Genomic DNA, 20714 nt, shown 5'->3' with positions numbered 1-20714 from the left:
CGCCCATCGGCACACCCTCACAGAGCGGCGAGCTGCTCCGTGAGGGTGTCGCTGTGCTGGAACGTCAGACCGGCCAGCGCGACGTGCTTCCAGCGGACCGTGCCGTCGGCGTCCAGGATGAAGACCGAGCGGCGCAGCCCCAGGCCCGGGACCGCGATGCCGAAGGCCTTGGCGACCGCGCGGTCCTCGTCGGCGAGCAGCGGGAAGCCGAGCCGGTGCTTGCGGGCGAAGGCCTCGTGGCTGGTCAGGTCCTGCGGGCTGATCGCCCAGACGGCCGCGCCGAGGTCCTTGAACCGGTCCAGGTCGGACGTGTAGGAGCAGAGCTGCTTCGTGCAGACGGCGGTGTCGTCGCCCGGGTAGAAGACCAGCACCAGCGGGTGGCCCTTGGCGTCGGCCGCCCGGTACTCGCGCTGCTCGGCGACGCCGTCCTTGAGCAGCAGGCCGGGGAGGGTGAAGTCGGGGGCGGGCGTGCCGACCTCGGGGGACTTGGCCATGGTGGTCCTTCGCCGTGACGGGATATGGAGCGCAGGGGGATAGAACGTTCGTTCTTCCTGATGCTAGCCCTTCAGCCGGGCCGCCCGCCAGCGTGCAGTACGGTCGGAGCGTGAGTACGCCAGCCGCCACCCCGACCCCCGCCCGCACGCGAGTGCTGGAGACCGCCACCCGGCTCTTCTACACCGAGGGCATCCATGCGGTCGGCGTGGACCGGATCGTCACCGAGGCGGGCGTCACCCGGGCCACCTTCTACCGGCACTTCCCCGGCAAGGAGGAGCTGGTCCGCAGCTACATCCAGGCCTGGGACGAGCGGATCAGAGCCGAGGTCGCCGAGGCGCTGCCCGCGCTGGCGGCCGATCAGGCGCTGGCGCAGCTGGTGGCGCGGCTCGGGCAGGAGATGTGCGGCCCGGGGTTCCGCGGCTGCCCGTTCATCAACGCGGCGGCCGAGTACCCGGATCCCGGGCATCCGGTCGCCCGCGCGATCGCCGAGCACCGCGACTGGCTGCGCGAGCTGTTCGGCCGGCTGCTGACCGGCGCCGGGGTGGCCGATCCGGAGCGGCGCGCGGACGTGCTGGTGCTGCTGCGGGACGGTGCGATGGTCGGGGCGGCGCTCGGCCGGCCGGCGCAGGTGGCGGCGGCGCTGGCGGACGCGGTCGCGCCGCTGCTGCGCTGACGGGCCGTGAGCCGGCGGGTGCCGGGTGCCGGGTGCCGGGCGGCGGGAGCTCGGCTGAGGGGCTGTCGGCCGGATGACCTGATGGTCCGATCGGTCGGCATCCGGCGCCGGGCCGCTGTGTCGCCGTCGCGCCGGGGGATCCCTACCGGTCGGGGGCACGTCCACCGAAAGGGATCTTCATGCCACAGCACACTCTCCGCCGCGCGGCCCTGGTCGCCGCGCTCGCGCTCGCGACCAGCCTCACCGGGACGGTCGCGGCCGGCGCCACCTCGCCCGAGGACCATCCGATCGAGGTGAGCATCGGCGCCACCGGGATCCAGGCGCCCGCCACCGGCGTCGGCGGCCTGGTCAGCTTCCGGGTCAAGACGGACGACGCGAACGGCCGTCACCTCCAGCTGTTCCGGCTGCACGACGGCGCCACCCTCGCGCAGTTGGAGCAGGACCTGGCCGGTGCGGTGAGCCAGACGCCGCAGACCCGGGCCGCCGGCGTGCGTGCCGTGCGCGGCGAGGCCGACGCGCTCGGCGGCGCCATGGTCACGCCGGCGGTGCACGAGCAGTTCACCGAGGAGATCGCGCCCGGCGCCGTCTACCTGGTGGACATGACCGCGCTGCGGGCCGACCCGGCCCACCCGGTGGTCCAGCGCATCGACCTCGCCGGCACCGGCGGGCAGAGCGCCAACCAGGCCCGGTTCGACGACGGCATGGTGATCGCCCAGGACGCGGCCGCCGGTCCGCGGTTCCGGACCGAGAGCTTCGACCACGCGCACCTGGCCTACCTGATGCGCAACGACTCCGCGCAGCTGCAGGAGATGGAGGTGCTGCCGGTCGGCCCGGACACCACCGACGAGCAGCTGCGGGTCTACTTCGCCGCGGTCGCGTCCGGTCTGAGCCCGGCCTCGCCGTTCACCGGTCCCGCCACCGGCTTCGGTGCGATCTCCAGCGGCCTGAGCGCCTCGGTCCAGGCGCACGGTCTGCTCCCCGGCCGCTACGCGCTGATCAGCCAGGTGCCCGACGAGGACTTCGGCGAGCCGCAGGCCGCGCTCGGCATGCACCAGATCGTCACGCTCCAGTGATCGTCAGGCTCTGGTGACGGCCTGCCGGACGGGGGCCGCGGACTGCCGCAGCCCCCGCCGGCCCGCCGCGCCGAAGGCTCAGTGCTTTGGGCCGTACATGATGACCCCGACCCCGACCAGGCAGATCGCCGCTCCGACCAGGTCGTAGCGGCTGGGCCGGAACCCGTCCACGACCACGCCCCAGGCGAGTGAGCCGGCCACGAAGACGCCGCCGTAGGCCGCCAGTACCCGGCCGAAGTGGCTGTCCGGCTGCAGCGCCGCGACGAAGCCGTAGCCGCCGAGCACCACCACCCCGATCCCGGCCAGCCACCAGGGCCGGGATTCGCGCATGCTCTGCCAGATCAGCCAGCAGCCACCGATCTCGGCGATGGCGGCGAGCACGAAGAGGGCGGCTGAGCGCAGCACGATCATGGCGAAAGGATAGGCGGCGGCGTGTTGACTGCTGAGCGTGGTGTTTGTGTCACTGTCCGCTGATAACGTCGCGGCTGCCGAGTGCCGATGAGAGGGGTCACCGTGGTCACCATGTCGAGGACGCCGCGCCGGATCGCGACGCTGGCCGCGGGGCTGCTGCTCACGGCCACCGCGGCGGTGGCCGTGGCGCCGCCCGCCGGCGCGGCCGACGGGGTCGCGGTGCGCAACGTCGGCTCCGGTCGCTGCCTGGGCATCTACAACGGGAACGCGGCACCGGGGGAGACCGCGGTGCAGTGGAGCTGCAACGGCTACGGCGACCAGGCCTGGACGTTCCACTTCGCGCACGACGGCTTCTACACGCTCACCAACGCCAGTACGGGCATGTGCCTGGACGTCTTCAACGGCTACACGACGCAGGGCGAGCGTGCGGTGCAGTGGACGTGCAACGGCAGCGCCAGCCAGCTCTGGTACTACGACCGGGATCCGAGCACCTCGCGTTACCGCCTGATCAACGACAACTCCGGCCAGTGCCTGGGCATCTGGGAGGCCTCCACGGACGAGGGGGCGTACGTGGTCCAGGCGCAGTGCAACGGGAAGGACGACCAGCTCTGGTCCTGACGGCCGGCGCCACCACCGGCCTGACAGCGGATCCGCTGTCAGGCCGGTGGCTTTCGGTGCTCGACCGGGCGGTCAGAACTCGGAGTTGGCGAACCAGTGGGCGAGCAGCTCCTGGTCGCCGGCGGTCTCGAAGGCCGGCGAGGTGTGGTCGAGCCGGCCGTACAGCGCCAGCAGCAGGTCCGCAGCGGCGCCCTGGACGCTCGCGGTCGCGGTGGTCGCCTCGTCGGCTCCGGTGGCCTCGGCGAGCAGGCCGAAGCCGTCCGGGCGCAGCTGGACCAGCCAGTCGCCGGGCGCGTCCGTGCTGCGGAAGCGGATGGTCGTGTGCTCGCCGCGCAGGTTCGCCACCTTCGGCGCGAACGGCGTCGCGAACGGCAGGTTGACCAGGAACTCGGCCACGCCGTCCACCGCGAGCGCGCGGTCGATCGCGGTGGGCAGGCCCAGCGCGCGCTCGGCGTCGGTCCGGTGCACCAGCGTCTCGAAGAGCATCCGGCGGGCCCAGAAGCGGGCGTGCTGGTCGGCGCCCCAGGCCCACATCGGGGCGTCGGGCTCGATGGTCGCGAAGGCCTCGGCCGCCACGGTCGAGCTCGCGGTCAGCCAGTCGGGGTAGCCCTCGTCCGTCGCGGGGAGGTCGAGGACGACGTCGCGGCTGGTCGGGCGGGACTGGATGCGCTGCTGCAGCAGCGCGGAGAACCAGCGGTGCACGCTGCCGGTGTGCCGGATCAGGTCGGTCAGCGTCCAGCCGGGGCAGCTGGGGACCGGGGTGGCGGGGTCGGCGCCCCGGACGATGGAGACGAAGCGGGCGGTCTCGGTGGCGACGGCCGCGCGGTGGTCCGGCTGCTGGTGCTCGGGGTGCTGGGGGAGGCTCATGTCGGAGAGCCTAACCAGAGCCGCGTCCCAGGTCGGGCCCCAGGTCGGGCCCGGTCGTCCCCCGAACGGGGCAGGCCGGGCCCGACCGGCGGGTCAGCGGGTGCCGAGCAGCTCGGCGATCCGCGCGGCGGAGGTGCCGACCCCGGTCGGGCCGGGGATCCTCGGGATCCTCGGTGTGTTGGTGCCGGTGTCAGAGACGGTCCCGGTGCCGGAGGCGGACGCGGCGGCGGTCAGTGGTGCGGCGGCGAGCCGCTGCCGGAACCCGGCCGGCTGGTACTCCAGGTTCGCCTCCTTGTACCGGCCGACCTCCCGGTGCCAGTTGAGGATCCCGGAGAGCCAGTTCCGCAGGCCCTGCGTATAGTCCTCCAGCGCCTTGCGCGCGTTCGCGTCGAGCTCGAAGTCCTCGTAGAGCTGGGGCAGTTCGTTCCTCGCGATGTGCTGGAACTGCTGCAGCCGGGAGTCCATCAGGTCGGCGACGATGGCCGCCGCGTGCTCGCGGTCGCAGCTGAGGAAGTTCTGCACGACCAGGACCAGGTTGTGCAGCTCCCCCTCGAACTGGATCTCCTTCTGGTAGGAGAACAGGTCGTTGAGCAGGCAGGCCCAGTCGGCGGCGGAGTCCTCCAGCGCCTTCACGGTGCCGGTCCGCCAGACCTCGGCCGGCACGTCCTCGCCGAGCTCGAAGCGGGCCAGGCTGGTGGTGAGCGGGGTGCCGAAGGTGAGCCGGCGCATCTCGATGTAGTCGATCGGGTCGGGGATCCGGTGCTGCGCCATGTTGCCGATCTCCCAGGCCCAGGCGTCCAGCATCACGTCCATCCCCTCGCGGAATGCCTCGCGCTGGGGGAGGGAGAGCCCGGCGGTGGTGCGCTGCCAGAGCTCGGCGAGGCCGCGTTGCAGCACGGTGGTGGCCGGCGGGGTGTCGGCGGGGGACTCGATCGGCATGAACCGCTTGAGGTCCTCCATGCAGGTCTTCGCCGCGAGCGGGTTGGCGGGGTGGCCGAAGGCCAGCGGGATCCAGTCGTCCGCGTAGGTGCCCCAGGTCAGCCAGGCGGCGGAGAGCTGCAGCCCGTCGAGCGTGTCGTCCGGCTGGAGGCCGGCCGAGCAGAGTGCGAGGTCGGTGTGGCGCATCCAGGCGTCCGTCCAGCCGCCGGAGTCGGGCACGCCGGGGCGGAACTCGGTGATGCCGAGCTCCTCGGACCAGGCGTAGACGTACTCCCGGGCGGCGTCCAGCAGGGGGTGCAGCCGGAGCGTGAACGGCAGCCGGAGGTCCGGCAGTTCGAGTGGCCCGACCGCCTGGTACGGCACGTGCGTGAACGGCTTCAGCGCATCCGTCAGGTCGGTCAGCCGGCGCAGCCGGGCGGCCGAGGTGCCGAGGCCGACCGGGACCGCCGAGAACAGGCCGGCCGCACCGGCACCGCTCGCGCCGCCGGTGCCGGCGGCGCTCTCCGCAGTGGTGAGCGAGGCCCGGTCGTTCATGTAGCGACTGGACCGCATGTGCCATTCGTGGCCGCCGGACTGCCAGTCCTGAAGGCCCTTCACGTACGCCATCACCCGGGTCTGCTCGGCCGGGTCCAGGCCGTGCTGGGCGAAGAGCGGCGGCAGTTCGGCGAAGACGGTGTTCTCGAACTGGTGCAGCCGGGACGTCAGCATGTCGTTGACGGCGTCGGCGGCCTGCTGGGGGCTGTAGTCGAGGAACCTCTCCAGCACCAGCACGCCGTTGCTCAGCTCGCCCTCGCCCTCGGTCTCCCGCTGGTAGGAGAAGAGGTCGTTGCGCAGGTGGACGCCGTCCGAGAACGCGTCCCGGAGCACCCGCAGCGGGCGGCTGGCGGCGACCGCGGCGGGCACTTCGCCGGCCACGTACTCGACCAGGCCGGCCGACCAGGGCGCGCCGCCGACCTTGCGGCGCATCTCGATGTACTCGACCGGGTTGGGGATCCGGCCGATGTTGATGTTGGAGAGCTCCCACATCGACTCGTTCAGCAGGTGCTCGGTGCTGAGCCGGAACCGGGCCCGCCAGTCCGTCGACATGTGCGGCACCGTGCGGGCCCACAGGTCGGCCAGGCCCGCCTCGACCGGGTTGGTCGGTTCGGGAAAGCCGCCGGTCAGGTCCATCGGCATGAAGGCGGCCAGCCGGTCGAGGTAGGCCTTGCCGCCGGCCCGGTCCTGGGTGCGTTTGAACGTCTCCAGGAAGTGGTCGTCGAAGAAGAACACCCAGACGTACCAGTCGGTGACCAGGTCGAGCGCGCTGCTGTCGCAGTCCGGGTGGGTGTACGCGCAGAGCAGCGCGTAGTCGTGCTCCTCCAGGTCCCGCAGCTCCCAGATGCCGCTGCCCTCCAGCATGCCCATGCCGCGGGCCCAGTGCCGGGTGTGCTCCCGGGCCTGCTCCAGGTGCGGGTTGAGCCGGGCCGGGTGCGGCAGGTAGAACTCGGGCATCTGGAACGGCTGTGCCATGGGGATCCTCCACACCAGGAGTCGGGCCGTCGATCTTCGGGTCTCTGCTGGAAGCAGTCTCCGTGGAAGATCGACGGCCGGTAAGCCGCGTACGGCAGCGCGTGGGAGGCGTGCGCCGAGCGGCGCACGTGATCTTTCGAGTGAAGCCGGCGGCTTCTGCTGACGATCTGCTGACGGGTCTACTGACGGTAGGTCGTGAGGAAGCGGCCGATCCGGCTGATCGCCGTCTCCAGGTCGTCGGCCCGGGGCAGCGTGACGAAGCGGAAGTGGTCCGGGCGGGGCCAGTTGAAGCCGGTGCCCTGGACGATGTGGATCTTCTCGCGGAGCAGCAGGTCCAGCACGAACTGCTCGTCGTCCTTGATCTTGTGCACCGCGGGGTCCAGCTTGGCGAACGCGTACAGCGCGCCCTTGGGCTTGACGCAGCTGACGCCGGGCAGCTCGTTCAGCGCGCGCCAGGTGACGTCGCGCTGTTCGGTGAGCCGGCCGTTCGGCAGCGTCAGGTCGTGGATCGACTGGTGGCCGCCGAGCGCTGCCTGGACGGCGTACTGGGCCGGCACGTTGGGGCACAGCCGCATGCCGGCCAGCATGGTCAGGCCCTCCAGGTAGTCCCGGGCGCGCTGCTTGGGGCCGGAGACGAGCAGCCAGCCGCTGCGGAAGCCGGCCACCCGGTACGCCTTGGAGAGGCCGTTGAAGGTGAGCGTGACCACGTCGTCGGCGAGCGCGGCGAGGCAGTGGTGCTCGACGCCGTCGTAGAGGATCTTGTCGTAGATCTCGTCGGCCAGCACCATCAGGCCGTGCCGGCGGGCCAGGTCGAGGATGCCCTCCAGCAGCTCCTTCGGGTAGACCGCGCCGGTCGGGTTGTTCGGGTTGATCACCACGATCGCCTTGGTGCGGGAGGTGATCTTCGCGGCGATGTCGTCGAGGTCCGGGTACCACTCGGCCTCCTCGTCGCACAGGTAGTGCACCGCCTTGCCGCCGGCGAGCCGGACCACGGCCGTCCACAGCGGGAAGTCGGGGGCGGGGACGAGCACTTCGTCGCCGTCGTCCACCAGCGCCTGGACGGCCATCTGGATCAGCTCGGAGGCGCCGTTGCCGAGGAAGACGTCGTTGACGTCGACGCCGGCCACGCCGCGCTGCTGGTAGTACTGCACGACCGCGCGGCGGGCGGGCAGGATCCCGCGCGAGTCGCTGTAGCCGTGCGCGGTGGGGAGGTTGCGGATGATGTCCTGCAGGATCTCCTCGGGCGCCTCGAAGCCGAACGGTGCCGGGTTGCCGGTGTTCAGGCGCAGCACGCTGTGTCCGGCCTCCTCCAGCGCGTTCGCCTGGTCGACCACCGGGCCGCGGATCTCGTAGCACACGCCTGCGAGTTTGCTGGACTGCCGAAACTCCATCTGCCTGCCTCCCGGCCTCACCGCACCGCCGCCATAACCTGGCAGCTTTGTTCTACCAAGTATGCACTTGGAAAGTCCAACCTTTTGGCTATGCTGATGCCATGTCACGCCGAAGCTACGACCAGTACTGCGCGATTGCCCGTGCCCTGGACGCGGTGGGGGAGCGCTGGAGCCTCCTGATCGTCCGTGAGCTCCTGGGCGGGCCGCGCCGGTACACCGACCTGCACGCGGACCTGCCCGGGGTCAGCACGGACATCCTGGCCACCCGGCTGAAGCAGCTGGAGGCGGAGGGTCTGGTCGAACGGCGCAAGCTGGAGCGGCCGGCCAGCGCGATGGTCTATCAGCTGACCGAGCGCGGCACGGAGCTGCGCGTGGTGATCGACGCGCTCGGTGCCTGGGGGCTGCCCGCGCTCGGCGAGCAGCGGCCGACCGACGCGGTGCGCGGGCACTGGGTCACCGGCGCGGCCGGCGTGCCCGGCGTGTGACGAGACTGGCGCCGCAGGGCGCCGCTGGATGCTCGGGGCCGTCGAGAGGGAAGCTCGACGGCCCCGAGTGCTGTTCGTCGCTGTCCGCCCGCGGCGTGGCCGGGAAATCCGGTTGCCGAGCCGCCGTGCGGGCGCGCATGGTACGAACCGTGATGATCACCCGTGCCACCGAGGCGGACGCCGATGCCGCCGCCGCGCTCTACCTGCGCTCCTTCACCACCGCCCTGCCGGGCGTCCGCCTCGCGCACAGTGCCGAGGAGGTGCACGGCTGGTTCCGGTACGTCGTCGTCCCGCAGCTGGAGACCTGGCTGGCCACCGCGCCGGACGGCGAGCCGGCCGGCCTGCTGGTGCTGGACGGCGGCTCGCTCGAACAGCTCTACCTGGCGCCCGAGTGGCGCGGCCAGGGGCTGGGCGACCAGCTCGTCGAGCTCGCCAAGCGGCAGCGCCCCGAGGGGCTGGAGCTGTGGACCTTCCAGGTCAACGGCGCGGCCCGGCGGTTCTACCGGCGGCACGGCTTCGTCGAGGCCGAGCTGACCGACGGCAGCCGTAACGAGGAGCGCGAGCCGGACGTCCGCTGCGTCTGGACGCCCGTCGGGACGCCCCTCGGATCGGTCGAGGTGACCGGCGAGTAGCATCGGGATGCCATGAACGAGACCAGCATCCCCACCCGCTTCGCCAGCTATGTCGCGGTCGGCGACTCCTTCACCGAGGGCATGTGCGACGAGCTGCGCCCGGACGGCCACTTCCGCGGCTGGGCCGACCGGCTCGCCGCCGCCCTGGCTGCGGAGGTCGCCGAAGCCGCTGAGGCCGCTGAGGCCGCTGAGGCCGCTGACGGAGAAGTCGGCGGGGCCGACTTCCGGTACGCCAACCTCGCGGTGCGCGGCAAGCTGATCGGCCAGATCTGCGACGAGCAGCTGGCCCCCGCCGTCGCGATGGGGGCCGAACTGGTCACGCTGGCCGGTGGGCTGAACGACGTGCTGCGACCCGGCTGCGAGATCGCCGAGGTGCAGGCGCGGCTCGGCGCGGCGGTCGAGGCGCTGCTGGCCGGCGGCGCCGTGGTGGTGCTCTTCAGCAGCACCGACCCGAGCCGCCGGATGGCGGGCAGCGCCCGGCTGATGCCGGCCATCCGCCGGCTGCGCGCCTTCGTCCAGGAGCTCGCCGAGCACCCCCGGGTGGTCATGGTGGATCTCTTCCCGGCCGGCTGCTTCGACGACCGCCGACTCTGGGCCGAGGACCGGCTGCACCTGTCGGCGCAGGGCCACCAGCGGGTCGCTGAGGCGGTCCGCCAGGCGCTCGGCCGCCCGCCCGCCTTCGACTGGCGCGCCCCGCTGCCGCCCGCCCCGCCGGTCGGCCGGTGGACCGCACTCCGCGGCGACCTGCACTGGCTGCGGATCCACGTCGGCCCGTGGCTGCTGCGCCGCGTCACCGGCCGCTCCTCCGGAGACGGCCGCCCGCCGAAGCGCGCGCAGCTGCTGCCTTTCCGGGACTGAGCGGCCCGGGGCCGCACCGGAAGCGGTGCGGCCCCGGGCTCGCGTCCTACCGAAGCAGACGGATCGTCACTTCATCGAGCAGGCGCCGGCCCTGTTGCTCCAGAGCGGCTGGACCGCGAAGGTGCCGGTCGGCAGCGTGAGTTCCTGGAAGTTGCTCTCGCACAGGTCGCCGATCTCCTCGCCGCCCGCGGTGAGCCAGCCGCCGGCCGGCTGCGGGTCGGTGATCGACTCGGCGTACTCGTGGCCCTCGACGATGCTGAACGCGTCCAGCTTGCCGCCGAGTGCGGAGTTCGGGCAGCGGCTGCCCGCGGGGGCGTCCAGCTGGTACGGCATGTTGGTGAACGAGACGCTGCCGCTGTAGTCGTGCCAGGCGCAGAAGCCGGAGCCCGGCCAGCCGTCCGGCGAGGTGCCGTGCGGGCTCATCACGACGATCTGCGCGTCCGGGTTTCCGGCTACGCCGAAGTGGTTGGCGGCCTTGTTGGCCTCGTTCGCGAGGGAGTTCGCCGAGGAGGAGGCCGGGGCCGCCTTCGCGTTGTCCGACCAGGTGCCGCCGTAGACCGCGCCGCTGAAGGTCGCGCCGGTGCCGGTGTAGTCCGGGTACTGCGAGGTGATCCGGGACCAGATGTCCGTACTGGTGCCGAGCCCCTTGAAGAAGTTCGCCATGTAGGCCGGGATGCCGTTGGTGTCCTTGTTCCACTGGCTACCCCAGAAGTCGAGGTAGACCTTCGGGTGGTGCTGCACCGCGCCGCCGTTGTAGACGACCTGGGTGCCCGCCGGCGCCTGCCCGGTGGCGGCGGCCGAGAAGACCCCGAGGTGCGCGCCGGAGGTCGTGGCCGCGGCGTTCACGGTGTGGGCGGAGGCGGCCGGGGCGGCGACCAGTTGGGCGGCGGGGAGCACGCCGACGGCCAGCACCGCACCGAGGGCGGCCAGCGGGCGGCGCAGGTTCACGAGTTTCATGGCGCTCGCAATCACGAGAGGGGGTGTGGGGGTTGTGCTGCGGCGGCTCGGTGCCGATACTCGCCGCCCGGGGGACGCGCCGGAAGATGGCAAACTCGACGTATACACGCCAAGACGGGAACCTGACGGCCGCTTATGATCGGCCCGGACCCCGCTCTCAAGGAGTTGTCGTGACCAGTCCCGCCGCCACCCAGCGCTATCGCGCCGCCCGTGACTTGATGATCGGTCGGGAGGAATCCGCTACGGAGGACTTTGCCTGGCCGGCCTTCGACGGCCCCTTCAACTGGGCGATCGACTGGTTCGACGCGATCGCCCGCGGCAACGACCGCACGGCGCTGTGGATCGTCGAGGAGGACGGCGCCGAGGCGAAGTACACCTTCGCCGAGCTCGCGCACCGCTCGGACCAGGTCGCGCACTGGCTGGCCGGCCGCGGTGTCCGGCAGGGTGACCGGGTGCTGCTGATGCTCGGCAACCAGGTCGAGCTCTGGGAGTCGATGCTCGCGGTGATGAAGCTCGGCGCGGTGATCATGCCGACCACGACGGCCCTCGGCGCGGCGGACCTGGCCGACCGGATCGAGCGCTCCGGCGCCCGGCACGTGATCGCCAACGCGGCCGACACCGCCAAGTTCGAGACGGTTCCCGGCGATTACACCCGCATCATGGTCGGCGGCGGCAGCGCCGACGGCTGGGTCGGGTTCGAGGAGGCCTACCGGCTGGCCGACCCGGCGCCGTTCACCGCCGTCACGGCGCCCGATGATCCGCTGCTCGTCTACTTCACGTCCGGCACCACCAGCCGGCCCAAGATGGTCGAGCACACCCAGGTCTCCTACCCGGTCGGCCACTTCACCACGATGGCCTGGGTCGGCCTGCGCCCCGGCGACGTCCACCTCAACATCAGCTCGCCGGGCTGGGCCAAGCACGCCTGGAGCTGCTTCTTCGCGCCGTGGATCGCCGAGGCGACGATCTTCGTGCACAACTACACCCGCTTCGACGCGGCCCGCCTGGTGGGCCACCTGCACCGGGCCGGGGTCACCACGTTCTGCGCCCCGCCGACGGTCTGGCGGATGCTGATCCAGAGCGACCTGTCGGCCGGTCCGGGCGCGCTGCGCGAGCTGGTCGCGGCCGGCGAGCCGCTCAACCCCGAGGTGATCGCGCAGATCGAGCGGCACTGGGGGCTGACCATCCGGGACGGCTTCGGCCAGACCGAGACGACCCTGCTGATCGGCAACCAGCCCGGAGCGCCGGTCAAGCCCGGCTCGATGGGCCGTCCGCTGCCGGGCGTGCCGGTGGTGCTGGTCGATCCGGTGACCGGCAAGCCGGCCGAGGAGGGCGAGATCTGCCTCGACCTGGCGAGCCGCCCGCTCAACCTGATGACCGGCTACCTGGGCGACGCCGAACGCAACGCCGAGGTGATGGCGGGCGGTTACTACCGCACCGGCGACGTCGCCGCGCGCGACGCGGACGGCTACATCACCTACATCGGCCGCACCGACGACGTGTTCAAGGCCTCGGACTACAAGATCTCGCCGTTCGAGCTGGAGAGCGTGCTGATCGAGCACCCGGCGGTCGCCGAGGCCGCCGTCGTCCCGGCGCCGGACCCGACCCGGCTCGCGGTGCCGAAGGCGTACGTCGCGCTCGCGCCCGGCTGGGCGCCGGACCGGGAGACCGCGCTGGCGATCCTCGGATACGCGCGCGAGCACCTCGCGCCCTACCTGCGGGTGCGCCGGATCGAGTTCTACGAGCTGCCGAAGACGATCTCCGGCAAGATCCGCCGGGTCGAGCTGCGGGCCCGCGAGGAGCAGGCCCATCAGGAGCCGGGCGGCGCGCTCACGCAGGAGTGGCGCGAGGAGCAGTTCCCCGAACTGCGCGGCGGCAGCCGGCCGGCCGTCAGCTGACCGGACGCCGGCCGGCCGGGCGTCAACTCAGCGTGATGCGGATCCCGACCGTCCCGTCGAGGCCGCGGCGCAGCCGGCTGCCGAGCAGCGTCAGCCGGCCGGTCAGCCCGTACTTCTTCGCCAGCAGCGGCCGGTAGCGGGCCGTCCCGGCGGCGTCCAGCAACTGCGCGGTCGCCGGGACGGATTCGCCGGTCGGCCGTCCGCGCAGGTCGCACGGCCCGACCAGCACCTCGGCGCGCCGCCGGATCCGCTTCACCTTCCACGAGTCCGCGACCGTCCAGATCCCCAGCGCGTCGCCGTCCCGCACCACCCAGACCGGCGTGGGCACGGCGGTGCCGTCCTTCTTGTACGAGGTGACCAGCAGGTACTTGCCCCGGCCCAGCCGCTCCAGCAGCGCGTCATCCATGCCCGGACTTTACAGCTGTCAGAATTGCGGGACGTACGTGCAGCGCAACTCTGGAGAAGGTGACCGGCTTCGTGACCACGCCAGCCGAACAGGCAGCACAGGCAGCAGCGGCAGCCGAACGGGCAGTCGGGCTGCGGATCGCCGAGGAACTCGGCGTCCGCGAAGGGCAGGTGAAGGCGGCCGTCGAGCTGCTGGACGGCGGCTCGACCGTCCCGTTCATCGCGCGGTACCGCAAGGAGGTCACCGGCGAGCTGGACGACACGCAGCTGCGCACGCTGGAGGAGCGGCTGCGCTACCTGCGCGAACTGGAGGAGCGCCGCAGCGCGGTGCTGGAGTCGATCGACTCGCAGGGCAAGCTGGACGAGGCGCTGCGGGCGCAGATCCTGGCCGCCGACTCCAAGGCGCGGCTGGAGGACATCTACCTGCCGTTCAAGCCGAAGCGGCGCACCAAGGCGCAGATCGCCCGCGAGGCCGGTCTCGAGCCGCTCGCCGAGCAGCTGCTCGCCGACCCCTCGCAGGGCCCGGCCGCGCTCGCCGCGGGATTCCTCAACGAGGCGGTCGCCGACGCGCCCGCCGCGCTGGAGGGCGCCCGGTCGATCCTGGTCGAGCGGTTCGCCGAGGACGCCGACCTGATCGGCTCGCTGCGCGAGCGGATGTGGACGCGGGGCCGGGTGGTCGCCACCGTGCGGGCGGGCAAGGAGCAGGAGGGCGCGAAGTTCGCCGACTACTTCGACTTCGCCGAGCCGTACACCAAGCTCCCCTCGCACCGGATCCTGGCGATGCTGCGCGGTGAGAAGGAGGAGGTGCTCGACCTCGAACTCTCGCCGGAGGACGGCGAGCAGAGCGGCGACCTGCCCGGACCGAGCGACTACGAGCAGCGGATCGCGGCCCGCTTCGGGGTCGCCGACCACGGCCGGCCGGCCGACAAGTGGCTCGGTGACACGGTCCGCTGGGCCTGGCGGACCAGGATCCTGGTGCGCCTGGGCATCGACCTGCGCACCCGGCTGCGCCAGGAGGCCGAGGACGAGGCGGTCAGGGTCTTCGCCGCCAACCTGCGCGACCTGCTGCTCGCCGCGCCGGCCGGCACCCGGGCCACCATGGGCCTGGACCCGGGTTTTCGTACCGGCGTCAAGGTCGCGGTCGTCGATGCCACCGGAAAGGTGGTCGCGCACGACACCATCTACCCGCACCAGCCGGCGAACAAGTGGGACGCCTCGCTCGCCACGCTGGCCGCGCTCGCGGCGAAGCACTCGGTCGACCTGGTCGCGATCGGCAACGGCACCGCCTCGCGCGAGACCGACAAGCTGGCCGAGGACCTGATCAAGCGTCACCCCGAGCTGAAGCTGACCAAGGCGATCGTCTCCGAGGCCGGCGCCTCGGTCTACTCGGCCTCCGCGTACGCCTCGCAGGAGCTGCCGGAGCTCAACGTGTCGATCCGCGGCGCGGTCTCGATCGCGCGCCGCCTCCAGGACCCGCTGGCCGAGCTGGTCAAGATCGACCCCAAGTCGATCGGCGTCGGCCAGTACCAGCACGACCTCAGCGAGGTGAAGCTGTCCCGCTCGCTCGACGCGGTGGTCGAGGACTGTGTGAACGCGGTCGGTGTGGACGTCAACACCGCCTCCTCGCCGCTGCTCACCCGGGTCTCCGGGGTGACCGCGACGCTGGCCGACAACATCGTGGCGCACCGCGACGCGAACGGCCCGTTCCGCACCCGGCGCGCGCTCAAGGACGTCGCCCGGCTCGGCCCGAAGGCCTTCGAGCAGTGCGCGGGCTTCCTGCGGATCCCCGGCGGTGACGACCCGCTGGACGCCTCCGCGGTGCACCCCGAGGCGTACCCGGTGGTGCGGCGGATGCTGGCGAAGACCGGCGGCACGGTCGCCGAGCTGATCGGCAACGGCCCGGCGCTGCGCGCGCTGCGGCCGAGCGAGTTCGCCGACGAGACCTTCGGCATCCCGACCGTCACCGACATCCTCGGCGAGCTGGACAAGCCGGGGCGCGACCCGCGCCCGGCCTTCAAGACCGCCACCTTCAAGGAGGGCGTCGACAAGATCGGCGACCTGGAGGTGGGCATGGTGCTGGAGGGCGTGGTCACCAACGTGGCCGCGTTCGGCGCGTTCGTCGACGTGGGCGTGCACCAGGACGGCCTCGTGCACGTCTCGGCGCTCTCGGCGCGGTTCGTCAAGGATCCGCGCGAGGTGGTCAAGCCGGGTGACGTGGTGACCTGCAAGGTCGTCACGGTGGACGTCCAGCGCAAGCGGATCGGGCTGACGCTTCGGCTGGACGACGAGGTGACGAGGGAGGCCAAGCCCGCGCAGGGCACCGGCCGCGAGGGCGGCGGGGGCGGCGGGCGTGACCGTGAGCGCGGCTCCCGGCCGCCGCGGCAGGACCGCCGCGGCGGGTCCGCGCCGGCCGCGCCGGTCGCCAACAGCGCGATGGCGGACGCGCTGCGCAGGGCCGGCCTGGGCAAGTAGGCGCTACTGAGCGATCGCTGACGGGGCGTGCGGCAGTGGCCGCACGCCCCGTCAATTCGTCAGCGCCCGGCGCGGTCCTCGGCCGCCAGCGCGATCAGCTCGCCCCACCACGGCTCGCGCCCGTTCACCAGCAGCGCGGCCGCCTCGGTGGCCGGCATCGCGCGCACCTCGACGACCTGCTCGCCGTCCGCCGGATTGGTCGGCTCGGAGTCGACCGTCACCTCGCCCCAGCCCCAGAGCCACGCCTTCTCCGGGTGCGGCTGCCATGGCCGGTACGGCGTCGGACGGTCCGTCACGGCCCGGTGCGCGCCGACCCAGACCGGCGCGCCGAGCAGCCGGGCGCCGGCCTCCTCGCGCAGCTCGCGCGCCAGGCAGCTCTCGACGCTCTCGCCCGCCTCGCGGGTGCCGCCGGGCAGGAACCAGTGGCCGCGGGCGTCCCGGCAGAGCACCACCAGGCCGTCGCTGAACCCGATCAGGTGGATGTTGGTGATCAGCTCGTCCGGCGGCAGTTCGGTGCCGAAGCGGGCGTCCATGTCGCCCCACTCCCAGCGCTGTGGGGCGAAGAGCAGCGGATATCTGTCCTGTGGCCGATTCGCGAGATCGGTGGTTTCCGTCATCGGCCGATCGTAGTGCGCCGGGTGCGTGACGGCCCGGCCCCTCCCGTTCCCGGCCGGGCCCCTCCTCTTCTTTGCCAAGATGAGGCAAGCTGGAACTTCATTACTCATCGGTAGGAACCGTAGGAGCCAGGGCATGCCGCACACCCACGAGGTCACCAACCAGGTCCCGCCGCCGTACGGCCACAACACCGCCGAGGACCCGGCGCTGCTCGCCGCGCTGCACCGGGCCGGCGCCGGCTGGGCCGAGCCCGAGCTGCGCGAGCTCGGCGCCCTGGCCGGCACCGAACAGGCCGCCGAGTGGGGCCGGTTGGCGAACGAGAACGAGCCGGTGCTGCGCACCCACGACCGCTACGGCCACCGGATCGACGAGGTGGAGTTCCACCCCGCCTGGCACGAGCTGATGCGGGTCGCCGTCTCGCACGGCATGCACGCGGCCCCCTGGCAGGACGCCCGGCCCGGCGCGCACACCGCGCGGGCCGCGAAGTTCTACCTCTGGGGCCAGGTCGAGGCCGGCCACAGCTGCCCGATCTCGATGACCTACGCCTCCGTCCCGGCGCTGCGCACCACGCCGGCGCTCGCCGAGTGGCTGGAGCCGCTGCTCGCCTCCACCGTCTACGACTTCGGCCTGCGCGAGCCGCACGGCAAGCGCGGGCTGATCGCCGGCATGTCGATGACCGAGAAGCAGGGCGGCTCGGACGTGCGGGCCAACACGACCACCGCGATCCCGAGCGGGGACGGCAGCTACCGGCTGCTCGGGCACAAGTGGTTCACCTCGGCGCCGATGTCGGACGTGTTCCTGACGCTCGCTCAGGCGCCGGGCGGGCTCAGCTGCTTCCTGCTGCCGCGGGTGCTGCCGGACGGCACCCGCAACGCGCTGCGGATCCAGCGGCTCAAGGACAAGCTCGGCAACCGGTCCAACGCCTCGGCCGAGCTGGAGTACGAGGAGGCGGTCGGCTGGCTGGTCGGCGAGGAGGGGCGCGGGGTGCCGACCATCATCGAGATGGTCAACATGACCCGGCTCGACTGCACGCTCGGCGCCGCCTCGGGGATGCGGCTCGGCGTTCAGCGCGCGGTCCAACACGCCACCCACCGGCGGGCGTTCGGCGCCGCGCTGATCGACCAGCCGCTGATGAGCAACGTGCTGGCCGACCTCGCCGTGGAGTCCGAGGCGGCGACCACGGTCGCGCTGCGCCTCGCCGAGGCGACCGACCGCGGGCTGGCCGGTGAGGAGAGCGAACTGCTGCTCAAGCGGCTCGGGTTGGCGGTCAGCAAGTACTGGGTCTGCAAGCGCGGTCCGGCGCACGCGGCCGAGGCGCTGGAGTGCCTGGGCGGCAACGGCTACGTCGAGGAGTCCGGCATGCCGCGGCTCTACCGGGAGGCGCCGCTGGTCTCGATCTGGGAGGGCTCGGGCAACGTCGCGGCGCTGGACGCGCTGCGCGCGATGGCGCGCAGCCCGCAGTCGCTGGACGCGTACTTCGACGAGCTCGACACCGCGGCCGGCGCCGACCGGCGGCTCGACGCCGCGATCGCCGGGCTGCGCAAGGAACTCGCCGACCCGGGCGAGCTGGAGTACCGCACCCGCCGGGTGGTCGAGTCGATGGCGCTCGCGCTGCAGGGCTCGCTGCTGGTGCGCTACGCCGACCCGGCCGTGGCGGACGCGTTCTGCGCCTCGCGGCTCGGTGGCGACCACGGCGGGGCGTTCGGCACGCTGCCGGCGGGGGTGGACACCGAGGCGATCATCGCGCGGGCGCGGATGGTGCCGGCGGTCTGAGGATCGGAGGATCCACCGGATCGAGCGGCTTCCGCTCGATCCGGTGGACCGCAGGCGCCCCGGCTCAGCCCTGCGGCAGCGCGTCCAGGACGGCCATCTCCTGCTCGGTGAGCCGCAGCGCACCGGCGGCGAGGTTCTCCACCAGGTGATCCGGGTTGCCGGTGCCGGGGATCGCCAGCACGTGCGGGCCCTGGTGCAGGGTCCAGGCGAGGCGGATCTGCGCGGGCGACGCGCCGTGCGCGCGGGCGATGTCGAGCAACTGCTCGCTCTCGGCCCCGGCGGTGCCGGCCCCCTCCTCGCGGCCGCTGCCCGCGATCGCGAAGAACGGGACGAACGCGATGCCCTGCTCGCCGCAGGCCCGCAGCAGCGCGCGCTCGGCCGGCTCGACGCCGATCCCGTAGCGGTTCTGCACGCAGACCACCGGCGCGATCGCGCGGGCCTCGGCGAGCTGCTCGGGGGTGACGTTGGAGACGCCCAGGTGCCGGATCAGCCCGGCCTCGCGCAGCTCGGCGAGTGCGCCGAAGTACTCGGCGATCGGCTTGCTGCGCGACATCGAGCGGTAGTTGACCACGTCCAGGTGGTCGCGGCCGAGCTGGCGCAGGTTCTCCTCGACCTGGCCGCGCAGCTGCTCCGGCGTGGCCTTGTACCACTCGCCGGAGGGGTCGCGGCCCGGCCCGACCTTGGTGGTGATCACCAGGTCGTCCGGGTACGGGCCGAGCGCCGCGTTGATCAGCTCGTTCGCGGAGCGCAGCCAGGAGAAGTAGAACGCCGCGGTGTCGATGTGGTTCACGCCGAGCTCGACCGCGCGGCGCAGCACGCCGATCACCCGCTCACGGTTGCTCGGCGTGCCGATGTCGAAGGCGCCGCTGCCGGTCAGCCGCATCGCGCCGAAGCCGATCCGGTTGACCGTCAGGTCGCCGAGCTGCCAGGTGCCCGCGCTGCCCGCATTGGCCGTGGTGGCCGCGGTGATCTTCTCAGAGTTCATGATCGGATTCTGGCAGCTCGGCAACGCGCAGGTCAGCCCTGGTAGCGGTTGAAGATCTTCGAGAAGTCGAACGGCTGCTGCGGCACGTTGGTGCACTTGTAGAGCGCGCCGCCGGTGCAGGCGTTGGCGTCCCGGCTCATCTCCCAGAAGGCCAGCTCGCCGAGGTGGTGTTGCTGGGCGAAGGTGACCAGCTGCTGCGCGGCGGCCTGGTCGAAGACGTTGTGGTCGTCGTTCTCGCCGATCATCGGCGTGACGCCGACGCCGGCCCAGAGCTGCGCGTCGGTCTTGGCCGGGTAGAGCGTCTTCAGCTGGTCGTGGGTGCTCTGCGCGGCCTGCACGGCGGCGTCGCCGTAGTTGGTGGACGGGCGGCCGTAGTCCATCGCCATCACGTTGACCAGGTCGAGGTCGACACCGGCGTTGATCGCGGAGCGCACGACGTTCAGGCCGTCCGAGGTGAGGCCCTCGGGCAGCACGGGGAGCGTGAGCGAGACCTTCAGCCCCGGGTGCGCCTTCTGCAGCAGCGCGAGGGCGGCCGAGCGGCGGTCGTTGCCGGCGGTGTCGGAGACCGCGGCGCCCTCGATGTCGAAGTCGACGTACTTCAGGTTGTACGCGCTGACCACGGCGTCGTACTCGGCGAAGAGCGAGTCCACCGTCGGGCAGGCGGCGGCGAGTTCGGTGCCGGAGGCGCCGCCGAAGGAGACCTTGACGTCGCCGCCGGCCGCCCGGATCGCGTTGATCTGGTCGCCGGCCCAGGCCGCCCGCGGGTCGTAGGCGTTGAACCAACTGGCCTTGCAGCCCACGCTGGTGACGAAGGCGAGGGTGTAGGACTTGATCCCGCTGCCGGCCGCGTCGGCGGTCAGCGAGGGGGTCGGCCAGGCGCCCATGTCGACGTAAGGGGCCACCGGGATCGCCACGTTGGGCGGCGGGGAGACCGGCGGGGTGCTCGGCGGCGTGGTCGGGGGTGTGCTGGTGGGGGGCGTGCTGGTCGGCGGCTGGGACGTCGGGGGCTGGGAGCTGGGCGGCGGGGTCGGGGCGCCGGGGCCGGTCAGCACGACGTCGTCCGCCAGGTACGAGCCCTGCCCGTACCAGCCGTGCAGGTAGACCGTCACGCTGGTGGTGTTCGGGCCGGTGGTGAAGCCGCCGCTGAGCTGGCTCCAGGCGCCCGCGCTGGACGTCCAGACGGCCGGGTCGGTGACGCCCGCGCCGGTCGCGCCGAGGTAGACGTAGCTGCCCTGCACCCAGGCGCTCAGCGCGTACGTGGTGTTCGGCTGCACCGTGACGGTCTGGCTGCACTGTGCGGTGTCGCTGCTGCTCGCGGCGCCCTGGAGTGCGTAACTGCCGCTGTGCACCGGGCTGCTGACGGTTGATCCGGTGCCGGCCGAGCAGCTCCACGGACCCAGGCCGCTCTCGAAGCCGGGGTCGGCCAGCAGGTTGCCGTCGGCGGCGTCGGCGTTCACCGCGAGGGCGGTGAGCGCGCCGGTGGCCAGCAGGGCGGCGCAGCCGAGCGAGAGGAGCTTGGCCCGGCGCGGGACGGCCTGGCGGTGGAGCGCGCGTGGCATGGGGGTGCCTTTCGGGACGGTGGTCTGGCCGCCGCCCGGCACGGCTGTGGGGGAGTGCGGGGCGGCGGAGTGGGAGGTCCGAACAGCTGCGCAACAGCTGCG

General features: G+C 72.5%; 18 protein-coding genes and 1 pseudogene. 9 read left to right on the top strand and 10 right to left on the bottom strand.

Going from position 1 to position 20714, the window contains the following annotated elements; genetic code table 11:
• Window positions 1–17 precede the first annotated feature (17 nt).
• Window positions 18–494, bottom strand: coding sequence for a peroxiredoxin (locus tag AC060L_RS23200; protein ID WP_483800790.1), 477 nt, complete (start codon window positions 492–494; stop codon window positions 18–20).
• Between the two features lie 110 nt (window positions 495–604).
• Between AC060L_RS23200 and AC060L_RS23195 the strand changes: the two genes are divergently transcribed.
• Window positions 605–1168: a TetR/AcrR family transcriptional regulator gene (locus AC060L_RS23195; RefSeq protein ID WP_483800789.1), complete on the top strand. Its 564-nt coding sequence runs from the start codon at window positions 605–607 to the stop codon at window positions 1166–1168.
• Between the two features lie 179 nt (window positions 1169–1347).
• Window positions 1348–2241, top strand: coding sequence for a hypothetical protein (locus AC060L_RS23190; protein ID WP_483800788.1), 894 nt, complete (start codon window positions 1348–1350; stop codon window positions 2239–2241).
• Between the two features lie 78 nt (window positions 2242–2319).
• On the opposite strand, the gene AC060L_RS23185 is transcribed toward AC060L_RS23190, so the two are convergent.
• The gene (locus tag AC060L_RS23185; protein ID WP_483800787.1) at window positions 2320–2652 is read right to left on the bottom strand and encodes a YnfA family protein; all 333 of its coding nucleotides are present in this window, start codon (window positions 2650–2652) and stop codon (window positions 2320–2322) included.
• Window positions 2653–2763: 111 nt separating this feature from the next.
• Between AC060L_RS23185 and AC060L_RS23180 the strand changes: the two genes are divergently transcribed.
• Window positions 2764–3270, top strand: a complete 507-nt coding sequence (locus AC060L_RS23180; RefSeq protein ID WP_483800786.1) for an RICIN domain-containing protein — start codon at window positions 2764–2766, stop codon at window positions 3268–3270.
• A 72-nt stretch (window positions 3271–3342) separates the two neighbouring features.
• Here AC060L_RS23180 and AC060L_RS23175 read toward each other — a convergent pair whose 3' ends face one another.
• The 3 genes from AC060L_RS23175 to AC060L_RS23165 form a co-directional block, all read right to left on the bottom strand.
• Window positions 3343–4137 (bottom strand): maleylpyruvate isomerase family mycothiol-dependent enzyme, encoded by a 795-nt coding sequence (locus AC060L_RS23175; protein WP_483800785.1) that lies wholly within the window; start codon window positions 4135–4137, stop codon window positions 3343–3345.
• 93 nt (window positions 4138–4230) lie between these two features.
• Window positions 4231–6585, bottom strand: coding sequence for a terpene synthase family protein (locus AC060L_RS23170; protein ID WP_483800784.1), 2355 nt, complete (start codon window positions 6583–6585; stop codon window positions 4231–4233).
• A 179-nt stretch (window positions 6586–6764) separates the two neighbouring features.
• Entirely contained in the window at window positions 6765–7976 is a 1212-nt protein-coding gene (locus tag AC060L_RS23165; RefSeq protein ID WP_483800783.1) for a pyridoxal phosphate-dependent aminotransferase, read from the bottom strand.
• A 101-nt stretch (window positions 7977–8077) separates the two neighbouring features.
• Here AC060L_RS23165 and AC060L_RS23160 point away from each other — a divergent pair.
• From AC060L_RS23160 to AC060L_RS23150, 3 genes and pseudogenes are all read left to right on the top strand, one after another.
• Window positions 8078–8428: pseudogene (locus AC060L_RS23160) on the top strand (winged helix-turn-helix transcriptional regulator); the annotation flags it as partial.
• 185 nt (window positions 8429–8613) lie between these two features.
• Window positions 8614–9093 carry a GNAT family N-acetyltransferase gene (locus AC060L_RS23155; protein ID WP_483800801.1) on the top strand — a complete coding sequence of 160 codons (480 nt, stop codon included), beginning with the start codon at window positions 8614–8616 and terminating at the stop codon, window positions 9091–9093.
• Between the two features lie 12 nt (window positions 9094–9105).
• Window positions 9106–9951, top strand: a complete 846-nt coding sequence (locus tag AC060L_RS23150) for an SGNH/GDSL hydrolase family protein (protein WP_483800782.1) — start codon at window positions 9106–9108, stop codon at window positions 9949–9951.
• A 66-nt stretch (window positions 9952–10017) separates the two neighbouring features.
• Here the strand turns inward: AC060L_RS23150 and AC060L_RS23145 are convergent, their stop codons facing one another.
• Entirely contained in the window at window positions 10018–10908 is an 891-nt protein-coding gene (locus tag AC060L_RS23145; RefSeq protein WP_483800781.1) for a hypothetical protein, read from the bottom strand.
• Window positions 10909–11078: 170 nt separating this feature from the next.
• Here AC060L_RS23145 and AC060L_RS23140 point away from each other — a divergent pair, with 170 nt between their 5' ends.
• On the top strand, window positions 11079–12803 hold the full coding sequence (locus AC060L_RS23140; RefSeq protein WP_483800780.1) for an AMP-binding protein: 1725 nt from the start codon (window positions 11079–11081) through the stop codon (window positions 12801–12803).
• Between the two features lie 22 nt (window positions 12804–12825).
• On the opposite strand, the gene AC060L_RS23135 is transcribed toward AC060L_RS23140, so the two are convergent.
• Window positions 12826–13209 carry a PPOX class F420-dependent oxidoreductase gene (locus AC060L_RS23135; protein WP_483800779.1) on the bottom strand — a complete coding sequence of 128 codons (384 nt, stop codon included), beginning with the start codon at window positions 13207–13209 and terminating at the stop codon, window positions 12826–12828.
• A gap of 131 nt (window positions 13210–13340) precedes the next feature.
• Here AC060L_RS23135 and AC060L_RS23130 point away from each other — a divergent pair, with 131 nt between their 5' ends.
• Window positions 13341–15680, top strand: a complete 2340-nt coding sequence (locus AC060L_RS23130; RefSeq protein WP_483800800.1) for a Tex family protein — start codon at window positions 13341–13343, stop codon at window positions 15678–15680.
• Window positions 15681–15739: 59 nt separating this feature from the next.
• On the opposite strand, the gene AC060L_RS23125 is transcribed toward AC060L_RS23130, so the two are convergent.
• Entirely contained in the window at window positions 15740–16297 is a 558-nt protein-coding gene (locus AC060L_RS23125) for an NUDIX hydrolase (RefSeq protein WP_483800778.1), read from the bottom strand.
• A 133-nt stretch (window positions 16298–16430) separates the two neighbouring features.
• Between AC060L_RS23125 and AC060L_RS23120 the strand changes: the two genes are divergently transcribed.
• Complete coding sequence (locus AC060L_RS23120; RefSeq protein WP_483800777.1) at window positions 16431–18068, top strand: isovaleryl-CoA dehydrogenase; 1638 nt, start codon at window positions 16431–16433, stop codon at window positions 18066–18068.
• A gap of 64 nt (window positions 18069–18132) precedes the next feature.
• Here AC060L_RS23120 and AC060L_RS23115 read toward each other — a convergent pair whose 3' ends face one another.
• Together AC060L_RS23115 and AC060L_RS23110 are read right to left on the bottom strand one after the other, a co-directional pair.
• Window positions 18133–19053 (bottom strand): oxidoreductase, encoded by a 921-nt coding sequence (locus tag AC060L_RS23115; RefSeq protein WP_483800776.1) that lies wholly within the window; start codon window positions 19051–19053, stop codon window positions 18133–18135.
• Window positions 19054–19085: 32 nt separating this feature from the next.
• Window positions 19086–20612: a carbohydrate binding domain-containing protein gene (locus AC060L_RS23110; protein ID WP_483800775.1), complete on the bottom strand. Its 1527-nt coding sequence runs from the start codon at window positions 20610–20612 to the stop codon at window positions 19086–19088.
• Between the last annotated feature and the right edge of the window lie 102 nt (window positions 20613–20714).

Source organism: Kitasatospora sp. NEAU-69 (genome assembly GCF_057158765.1).
This window is presented reverse-complemented; position numbering and strand designations above follow the sequence as displayed.

What these genes read in the sequence shown, in the direction of transcription:
- AC060L_RS23200 (WP_483800790.1), bottom strand. Translation starts at nt 494, where the DNA reads ATGGCCAAGTCCCCCGAGGTCGGCACGCCCGCCCCCGACTTCACCCTC.
- AC060L_RS23190 (WP_483800788.1), top strand. Translation starts at nt 1,348, where the DNA reads ATGCCACAGCACACTCTCCGCCGCGCGGCCCTGGTCGCCGCGCTCGCG.
- AC060L_RS23185 (WP_483800787.1), bottom strand. Translation starts at nt 2,652, where the DNA reads ATGATCGTGCTGCGCTCAGCCGCCCTCTTCGTGCTCGCCGCCATCGCC.
- AC060L_RS23180 (WP_483800786.1), top strand. Translation starts at nt 2,764, where the DNA reads ATGTCGAGGACGCCGCGCCGGATCGCGACGCTGGCCGCGGGGCTGCTG.
- AC060L_RS23175 (WP_483800785.1), bottom strand. Translation starts at nt 4,137, where the DNA reads ATGAGCCTCCCCCAGCACCCCGAGCACCAGCAGCCGGACCACCGCGCG.
- AC060L_RS23170 (WP_483800784.1), bottom strand. Translation starts at nt 6,585, where the DNA reads ATGGCACAGCCGTTCCAGATGCCCGAGTTCTACCTGCCGCACCCGGCC.
- AC060L_RS23165 (WP_483800783.1), bottom strand. Translation starts at nt 7,976, where the DNA reads ATGGAGTTTCGGCAGTCCAGCAAACTCGCAGGCGTGTGCTACGAGATC.
- AC060L_RS23155 (WP_483800801.1), top strand. Translation starts at nt 8,614, where the DNA reads ATGATCACCCGTGCCACCGAGGCGGACGCCGATGCCGCCGCCGCGCTC.
- AC060L_RS23150 (WP_483800782.1), top strand. Translation starts at nt 9,106, where the DNA reads ATGAACGAGACCAGCATCCCCACCCGCTTCGCCAGCTATGTCGCGGTC.
- AC060L_RS23145 (WP_483800781.1), bottom strand. Translation starts at nt 10,908, where the DNA reads ATGAAACTCGTGAACCTGCGCCGCCCGCTGGCCGCCCTCGGTGCGGTG.
- AC060L_RS23135 (WP_483800779.1), bottom strand. Translation starts at nt 13,209, where the DNA reads ATGGATGACGCGCTGCTGGAGCGGCTGGGCCGGGGCAAGTACCTGCTG.
- AC060L_RS23125 (WP_483800778.1), bottom strand. Translation starts at nt 16,297, where the DNA reads ATGACGGAAACCACCGATCTCGCGAATCGGCCACAGGACAGATATCCG.
- AC060L_RS23120 (WP_483800777.1), top strand. Translation starts at nt 16,431, where the DNA reads ATGCCGCACACCCACGAGGTCACCAACCAGGTCCCGCCGCCGTACGGC.
- AC060L_RS23115 (WP_483800776.1), bottom strand. Translation starts at nt 19,053, where the DNA reads ATGAACTCTGAGAAGATCACCGCGGCCACCACGGCCAATGCGGGCAGC.
- AC060L_RS23110 (WP_483800775.1), bottom strand. Translation starts at nt 20,612, where the DNA reads ATGCCACGCGCGCTCCACCGCCAGGCCGTCCCGCGCCGGGCCAAGCTC.